Source organism: Methylocystis rosea SV97 (assembly GCF_000372845.1).
GTDB classification, from domain to species: Bacteria; Pseudomonadota; Alphaproteobacteria; order Rhizobiales; family Beijerinckiaceae; genus Methylocystis; species Methylocystis rosea.
This window is the reverse complement of sequence record NZ_KB889963.1, coordinates 1,924,247-1,931,822: the sequence shown is the minus strand read 5'-3', so window position 1 is coordinate 1,931,822 and position 7,576 is coordinate 1,924,247. Positions and strand designations below refer to the sequence as shown.

Below are 7,576 nucleotides of genomic sequence, written 5' to 3'. Positions count from 1 at the left end.
GCGGCTCGCGAAGTCGCAACATCCGCGCAATACCCCTCGCCCCTCACCCCTACCCTCTCCCCGCAAGCGGGGAGAGGGAGCGAACTGACCAATCGCTTCATCCTCGTCTCGAATATCGAAGCGTCCGACGGCGGCGCGACGGTCGTCGCCGGCAATGAGCGGGTCATCGCCGCGCGCCTGTCGGACGCGAAATTTTTCTACGAGACCGATCTCAAGTTGAGGCTCGAAGAGCGTCTGCCGAAGCTCGACGCCATCGTGTTTCATGAAAAGCTCGGGACGCAGGGCGAACGCGTCAAGCGGATCGCGGCGCTGGCGAAAGAGCTTGCGCCAATCGTCGGCGCCGACGCTTTTCTCGCCGAGCGCGCGGCGATGTTGTGCAAGGCCGATCTCGTTTCCGAAATGGTCGGCGAGTTCCCTGAACTGCAAGGGCTGATGGGCCGCTACTACGCGAGCGCGCAAGGCGAGGACGCCAGCGTCGCCGCGGCGATCGAGGAACATTACAAGCCGCAGGGGCCGGGCGACCGCATCCCGACCGATCCGACATCGATCGCCGTGGCGCTCGCCGACAAGCTCGACACGCTCGTCGGTTTCTGGGCGATCGACGAAAGGCCGACGGGCAGCAAGGACCCTTACGCGCTGCGCAGAGCGGCGCTGGGGGCGATCAGGATCGTGCTGGAGAACGAGCTGCGGTTGCAGCTCCACGGCGTCATGGCCGGGCTTGTCCCGGCCATCCACGCGCGACGTGAGGACGTGGATGCCCGGAACAAGTCCGGGCATGACGTCGCAGCGGATCTCCTCGAATTTTTCATCGATCGCCTGAAGGTCTACTTGCGCGACAAGGGGGCGAGGTACGATCTGATAGATGCGGCGCTTGGCGCCGTCGCTTTCGCCGACTCCGATGAGGAGCAAGCGACAGGCGCGCCGCTACAGGACGATCTGCTCATGATCACGCGCAAAGTCGAGGCGCTCGACACATTCCTCTCAACCGACGACGGCAGGAACCTGCTCGCCGGCTATAAGCGCGCCAGCAACATTCTGAAAGCCGAAGAGAAGAAGGACGGCCCGGACGCCTATGCGCATCGCCATGCGCCGAACCTGCGCATCGAGGCGCAGGAACATAAGCTTGCCGCCGCCATCGCCCGCGCGCGCGAAGAGACCGCCGAACATCTTTCGAAGGAAGATTTCGCCGGCGCCATGCGCGCGCTTTCAAAACTTCGCGAGCCGGTCGACGTCTTCTTCGATGATGTGACGGTCAACGCCGACAACGCCGATCTGCGCTTGAACCGGTTGCGGCTGCTTGCCGAACTGCGCCGCGTGATGATGGGCGTCGCCGATTTCGGCAAGATCGCAGGCGAAAGCGCGACCGCCTAGAGCGCTTCCCGACCACATGGAATCATGTGTTCGATAAGGAATCGCTCGAAATCAAAATGGTGGAGCAGGTTCTCACCGAAAAAGTCTGTCAACTTTTTCGGAACCTGCTCTAAGCATTTGTCAGGGGCAAGCGCTGCAATTCAGCATGCAGGTGATCTGCGCGAACGGATCATCCGGCGGAAGAACGATCAGCGTGCACGCATGAATGCAGTCGTGGCACGCGTCGCGCAGGCCCGCCTCTCCCGCCGCTTGCAAGATGGGCGTCACCTTGCGCATCACCGCGAAAAGCGCGGTCTCCATCCCCTTGAAAAAGGCGGCGAAGGCCTGACCTTCGGGCGAACTCGGATCCTTCATGCGCAGGCGGACATGCGGATAGCTGTCCGCGCCGCACTTCGCGTCTCCCAAAACTTCGACGTTTTCGACGAGCGCGATGGGCACGTTAATCCAGACGTCCCGCGCGACATCCAGAGCGAACAGAATGGAATTCTTGTCTGCGCCCGGCTTTGAGACGCCGACGACGGTCAGCGGGAGCAGACAGGCGTCACCGCTCTGGCGTTCCAGGAACTCGGAGGGCGAATAGACGTTCGTGCGGTTGGTCGCCATGATATCCTCCACTAGAAATCAATGAATGCTGACTGAGCCCACTCTACTTAGAGCGCCCCAATGGCGCGTCTCGAAGGATGAGCGAAACGAACCGCTACGCGCCGTTGCCGGTGAAATTGCGCGGCGCGGGCGAGATGATCTTCGCCGAACCGCCGCCGATCTCGAGCACCGACAATCCGCGTTCATTGCCGCCGTCCGGCTTGAAGCGGAAGACGCCGTCGGCGCCGTTGAAGCCTGAAGGATTGGTCAGCACGCTTTCCGAATAGCGCTGCGACCCTTGCGAACGCGACAGCGCGATGGCGAGCGACACCGCGTCATAGGCGAGCGTCGCGACGCGCGCCGGGTCGGAGCCGTATTTCGCCTTGTAGCGCTGCGCGAAAGCGTTGAAGCCGGCGTTCTCCGGCGCCGTGAACCAGGCGCCCTGCAGCGCCGGCAGGCTCAGCGTGCGCGCATCGTTCCACAGGCCGGTGCCGAAAATCTGCACCTTCTTGGAATCGATGCCGTTCGCCACGAGCTCCTTCGACACCGCCTGCATCTGCTCGGCCTGCTCGGGAATGAACAGCGCGTCGAACTGATCGCGCGCGGCGGCGAGACGCTTCACGGAATCGCCGGGCGCGCCGGGCTTGTAGCGCTCGATGACCGGCACGCGGATGCCGTAAGTCGCGGCGCTTTGCTGGAACTGCGCCATCGCCAGCGTGCCATAGTCATTTTCGGGAACGAGCGCCGCGATCGATTTCTTGCCGTGCTGCGACGCGAAGCTGACGCCCCGATCGACATAGCCCTCGACCGGGAAGGACAGCAGATAGCTGCCGCGGCCCGCGGCCGAGGAGTCCGTCGAGAACGCGATCATCGGCTTGTTGGCGGAACGCGCGACGCGGCTCGCCTCCTTGACGCCGGCGCCAAACACCGGCCCCAAAATGACTTCGGCGCCCTCGTTAATGGCGGCCTGAGTCGCCGCGGCGGCGCCCGACGGGGTCGAGCGATCGTCCTTGACGAGGATCGTCACGTCATTGGCGCCGCTGTCGGCATAGGCGAGCTTTGCGGCGTTGAGCAGCGACGCGCCGACCGAGGACGGACCCGAGGGGCCGGTCAGCGGCACGATCAGCGCGATTTTCACCGCGCCTGTTCCGATCGTCTCGCTTTCTGCGGGACCGGTCTGGGTCGCGCCGCTGAGCTTTAGATCGCGCGCGCCAGGCGCCCAGGGCCCGCTCGTGGGACTGCAGGCCGCGAGCGTGGCCGCAAGGCCGACGAGCGCAGCGCGCATCGTCACGGCCCCGCGCGTGAACGCGCCGGCGCGCGAGCGAGAAGACAATGTCGACATGAAAACCCCCTGCGGCGCCGAGGGCTCTCGCCATGGCGCGGCTATCGCGCGCTAAGGGTCCGAGTCCCTAGCCGAAAGTCAATAGACGGTCCATTTGGAGGAATTGCGGCTGGCGCGCAGTTGGCGCTTGTCCTCTTAAACGAACATCTAGTATCTTTAAACGAACGAAGATCGGCGACACGCATGACCATCGAGGCCCTCTCTCCGCCTGCTGCGAGCTACACCGCCTTTGGCCTGCGCGCCGAAGCCGAAAAAATCGAGCCAGGACTGCACCTCGTCGCGACCCCGATCGGCAATCTGAAGGACGTTTCGTTTCGCGCGCTCTCAACCCTCGCCGCGGCGGATGCGGTGGTCGCCGAAGACACAAGGGTCACCAAGACGCTGCTTGCGCATTACGGGATTTCGACGCCGCTGATCGCCTATCACGAGCACAACGCCAGGGTGATCCGCCCTCACCTTTTGGCGCGTCTGGAGGCAGGGGCGAAGCTCGCGCTCGTCTCCGACGCCGGCACGCCGCTCGTCTCCGATCCGGGCTTTCGCCTTGTCCAAGAGGCGCTCGAGAAAGGCGTGCATGTGACATCGGTGCCCGGCCCTTCCGCCGTGCTCGCGGCGCTGGTCGTCGCCGGATTGCCGACCGACCGCTTTTTTTTCGAGGGCTTTCTGCCGCACAAAAGCGGGCCGCGGCGCGCAAGGCTCGCCGAACTTGCACCGATTCCCGGCACGCTGGTGTTTTTCGAAAGCCCGCGCCGGCTGGCCGAAACGCTCGCCGATTGCGCGGCGATTCTCGGCAAGCGCAATGCGGCGATCGCCCGCGAACTGACCAAGATGTTCGAGTCGGTCCGTCGCGGGACGCTCGATGAACTCGCGGCGACTCTCGCCGAAGAGGAACCGCCACGGGGCGAAATCGTGCTGCTCGTCGCCCCGCCCGGCGCGGACGCGGCGCTGACCGCGGCCGCCGATCTCGACGCCAAAATCGAAGAGGCGCTCACCGCGCATTCGGTGAAGGACGCGGCCAGCGTCGTTTCAGCGGCGACCGGCCAGCCGCGCCGGCAGGTCTATGCGCGCGCGCTGGAGCTGGCGGCGGGACGGGGGAAGTGAGATGAGCTTGCGCCCCCTCCCCAACCCTCCCCCGCTTCGCGGGAGCGGGAGTCCGACTCGGGTCTCTGCAATGAACCTGCACAATCTGCGTCGTTAGGGTCCCCTCTCCCGCGCAGCGGGGGAGGGACAGGGAGGGGGCATAGTGATCGCGCCCGTTTCATTGTGAGCGAGACAAAGGCCGACGCCCGACGCGCCGCTTATGTCTATGGCCTTCGCGCCGAGACGGCGGCGACGCTGTGGCTGCGGGCGCGGCTCTATCAAATTCTGGCGCGCAATTTTCGCGCGCATGGCGGCGAAATCGACATTATCGCGAAGCGCGGCCGTACGATCGTCTTCGTCGAAGTGAAGGCGCGCGCCGATCTCGAGGACGCGGCCATCGCCATCACGCCGCAAAAACACCGCCGCTTCTCTCAGGCTGTGGGCCGCTGGCTCGCCGCGAATCCTTGGGCGATGGATTATACGCTGCGCGCCGACGCGATTTTTCTCGCGCCGCGGCGGCTGCCGCGCCATCTCGAAAACGCCTTCGAGCTGCGCGTCGGCTGACGCTCACGCGGTCTGAATGAACCGCCGCTCGGCGCCGTCCAGCGCCACCGCCGTCAAGACCCCGGTCTTGAACGCATGCGTGTCGAGATTGATCCGGTTGGGTAAATCCTCGACGTTGTTATGCGGCGTGTGCCCATGCACGATCACCTTGCCGAAGGACTCGCCGCAGTCGAGAAACCCCTCGCGGATGTTCATCAGATCGTGGGGAGCCTGCAAATGCAGCGGCGCGGTGCGCCGTATGCCCGCGTGGCAGAAGAAATAGCCGCCATATTCCGCCCAAAGCCGCGTTTCTTCGATGAAGCGGCGATGTTCCTGCGGGAAATGCGCGAGAAATTTCACCCGAACCTGTGACGCTCCGCCTTTCGCCACCTCCTCGCCAGCGTCGACGCCATAGGAATGCAGCGTCATCAGCGCGCCGCTGCTGACCCAATCATCGAGCGCGGCCGCGTCATTGATGAAGCTCAGCATCGTTTCTTCGTGATTGCCGCGCAGGGTCACGACGGGCGTCGGAAAATCCCCGGTGGACAAACGTTTCAAAACGCCATTCGAGCCAAGTCCGTGGTCGACGTAATCTCCGACGAACACGGTGACCGCCTGTTCGCAGCGGCGCGCCGCGAGATCTTCGGCGATCGCTTCGGCGAGAACGTGCAGAAGATCGGCGCGGCCGTGAACGTCGCCGATCGCATAGATGCGCATGCCGGGCGGCGCCTCGGCGGTCGTCAAAGCTGAGGGGAACCAACGCGTCGTCATGGCTTCTCCTAAAGTCATCATTTATCGTCAGGCAGCGTTTTGACGAGCCATGGGGCCGACCGGGGGGTGGCCTCATGGGCGGGAAGGCCTGTGGTCCTTTCCTATGGCCACCTCGGCCCCGACAATGCAGCCAGACGCAGAAGGGGCGAGGGAGCGCATGCTGAGTTCAATAAGGGTTTCTCATTACGCGGCTTGCCTCGCGCTGATCTTCGCCTTCGCCGTGACCTTTGTCCTCTGCGCGCCGGCCCTTGCGGATACGCCTGATGAAACCTTCAAGGCGCTGGGTCTTGCGAAGACCGCCTCGCCCAAGGAACTCTATGACGCGCTGACCAAACGATACTACGACGAATCGCAAGGCGCCGGAAAAGGCTCGTTCTCGAAATATTGGGAGCCGATCCCGATCTCGAAATATCTCAATCCGCACGATTTCTATAAGCCGCCGCAGACGATCGACGTCGACGCGCAGCGCGCGCAATGCGTCGAATGCCACAGCCAAGTGACGCCCGGCTGGACGCACAGCTGGAAGGGCAGCGTGCACGGCAATCTCGACGCGATCCGCAATCTGCCCGACTCGGATGTGCGCGCCTATAAGAAGGCGATGATCACGGAGGTCGAGAACAACCTCCGTTCGATCGGAACGCTCAAGAACGGCGAAACGCTGAAAGAGGTCGGCTGCATCGACTGCCATATGGGAGTCGGCAAGGATCACGGCCAGCACAAGACCGAACTGCGGATGCCCGACGCCGCCGCCTGCGGACAATGCCATGTGCAGCAGTTCGCCGAACGCGAGTCCGAGCGCGACACCTTCACCTGGCCGCAGGATCAGTGGAAGCCCGGTCATCCCTCACACGCGCTCTCGATGAAAGCCAACGTCGAGAACGCGGTGTGGGCGGCGATGGAGCAGCGCGAAGTCGCGGAAGGCTGCACCTTCTGCCACACGCCGCAGACGACGTGTAACTCCTGCCACACGCGCCACGAATTCTCGGCCGTGCAGGCGCGTAAGCCGCAGGCCTGCGCCATCTGCCACAATGGCGTCGATCACAATGAATTCGAAGGCTACATGCTGTCGAAGCACGGGACGATCTATCAGACGCGTGGCGACACATGGGACTGGAACGTCCGCCTCGCCGACGCGATGGAAAAGGGCAATATGAACGCCCCGACCTGCGCCTTCTGCCACATGGAGTATCAGGGCAAGTTCACGCACAACATGGTGCGCAAGTCGCGCTGGGCCTTCGTGCCGATGCCGAAGATCGCTGAGAACCTCAACCACCCCTGGTTCACGCAACGCAAGGAGTCATGGGTCTCGACCTGCTCGAACTGTCACTCCGACAGCTTCGCGCGCGCCTATCTCGACGGCATGGATAAGGGCATCGTCTCCGGCCTCGACATCACCGAGACGGCGCGCAGCGTCTTGGTGAAGCTCTACAATGACAGATTGCTGCCGGGTCAGACGACGAACCGTCCGGCGCCGCCGGCGCCCGAGAAGGACGACGCCGGCGGCTTCTTCCAACTGTTCTGGCAGAAGGGCAATAATCCGAGCGCGATCGAATATGTCTTCGCCGACATGTGGGAGCACCATCAGATCAAGCACTACAAGGGGCTCGCGCATATGAACCCCGGCGGCTACACCTATACCGAAGGCTGGTCGCAGCTCATCGGCGCGGCGGCGAAGATCAACGACGAGGATACGAAGCTGCGCGAAGCCGCGGAAATCCGCGCCGAGCTGAAGCGCATCGCCGGCCAGAAGCGCGGCGACCTCGATCTCGACTCGCCGGCGCGCCGCGCCTTCGCGGGCGGCGTCGGACTGCTGGCCGTGCTTGCCGGCGCCGGCCTGCTCATGCGTCGTGATCGCAAGGGCCGCTAAACGTATCGGACGTCATTCCCGGC

The 7,576-nt window shown here is 64.0% G+C and carries 7 protein-coding genes; 4 read left to right on the top strand and 3 right to left on the bottom strand.

Annotated features, from left to right (window positions below):
* The coding region (gene glyS / locus A3OO_RS21450; protein WP_245257146.1) for a glycine--tRNA ligase subunit beta at positions 1-1,371 on the top strand (1,371 nt) is incomplete at its 5' end.
* A 120-nt stretch (positions 1,372-1,491) separates the two neighbouring features.
* Here glyS and A3OO_RS0110055 read toward each other — a convergent pair.
* Together A3OO_RS0110055 and A3OO_RS0110050 are read right to left on the bottom strand one after the other, a co-directional pair.
* The gene (locus A3OO_RS0110055) at positions 1,492-1,974 is read right to left on the bottom strand and encodes a hypothetical protein (protein WP_124737809.1); all 483 of its coding nucleotides are present in this window, start codon (positions 1,972-1,974) and stop codon (positions 1,492-1,494) included.
* Between the two features lie 94 nt (positions 1,975-2,068).
* Positions 2,069-3,295: a penicillin-binding protein activator gene (locus A3OO_RS0110050; protein WP_018407716.1), complete on the bottom strand. Its 1,227-nt coding sequence runs from the start codon at positions 3,293-3,295 to the stop codon at positions 2,069-2,071.
* A 183-nt stretch (positions 3,296-3,478) separates the two neighbouring features.
* Here A3OO_RS0110050 and rsmI point away from each other — a divergent pair, with 183 nt between their 5' ends.
* The gene (rsmI, locus tag A3OO_RS0110045; protein WP_018407715.1) at positions 3,479-4,393 is read left to right on the top strand and encodes a 16S rRNA (cytidine(1402)-2'-O)-methyltransferase; all 915 of its coding nucleotides are present in this window, start codon (positions 3,479-3,481) and stop codon (positions 4,391-4,393) included.
* Positions 4,394-4,555: 162 nt separating this feature from the next.
* Entirely contained in the window at positions 4,556-4,936 is a 381-nt protein-coding gene (locus A3OO_RS0110040; protein ID WP_018407714.1) for a YraN family protein, read from the top strand.
* Positions 4,937-4,939: 3 nt separating this feature from the next.
* Here the strand turns inward: A3OO_RS0110040 and A3OO_RS0110035 are convergent, their stop codons facing one another.
* Positions 4,940-5,686, bottom strand: a complete 747-nt coding sequence (locus A3OO_RS0110035) for a metallophosphoesterase (RefSeq protein WP_018407713.1) — start codon at positions 5,684-5,686, stop codon at positions 4,940-4,942.
* 157 nt (positions 5,687-5,843) lie between these two features.
* On the opposite strand from A3OO_RS0110035, the gene A3OO_RS0110030 reads away from it, so the two are divergent.
* Positions 5,844-7,553 (top strand): multiheme c-type cytochrome, encoded by a 1,710-nt coding sequence (locus A3OO_RS0110030; protein ID WP_018407712.1) that lies wholly within the window; start codon positions 5,844-5,846, stop codon positions 7,551-7,553.
* Positions 7,554-7,576: the final 23 nt, after the last annotated feature.